The organism is Chryseobacterium sp. SIMBA_029 (assembly GCF_046535275.1).
Taxonomy (GTDB): Bacteria; Bacteroidota; Bacteroidia; order Flavobacteriales; family Weeksellaceae; genus Chryseobacterium.
Genome location: NZ_JAWRXA010000226.1, coordinates 1 through 278 on the forward strand (window position 1 = coordinate 1; position 278 = coordinate 278).

Annotated in this window: 1 pseudogene; it reads right to left on the bottom strand. The window is 66.9% G+C overall.

Going from position 1 to position 278, the window contains the following annotated elements:
• Positions 1-278, bottom strand: a pseudogene (locus SB679_RS23920) (hypothetical protein); the annotation flags it as partial.

Below are 278 nucleotides of genomic sequence, written 5' to 3' on the forward strand. Positions count from 1 at the left end.
GCTGTCCAACGTCTGGGCAATGTGCAGGGTGACGAACGGGCGCTTAGCGGCCACGGCGTCGAACCACTCGCGATTGAGGTTCGTGGACTCAATCGCTTCCAGCCCGGATCGGACGTCGATTCCGGCGGCGCGCAGAGTGCGCGCTCCACCGGCGGCCGGGTCGTGGGGATCGTCGACGGCGTAGACAACCCGGGCGATTCCGGCACCGATGATGGCCTGCGCGCAAGGATTCGTCCGGCCCACGTGGTTACAGGGCTCAAGGGTGACCACCATGGTGG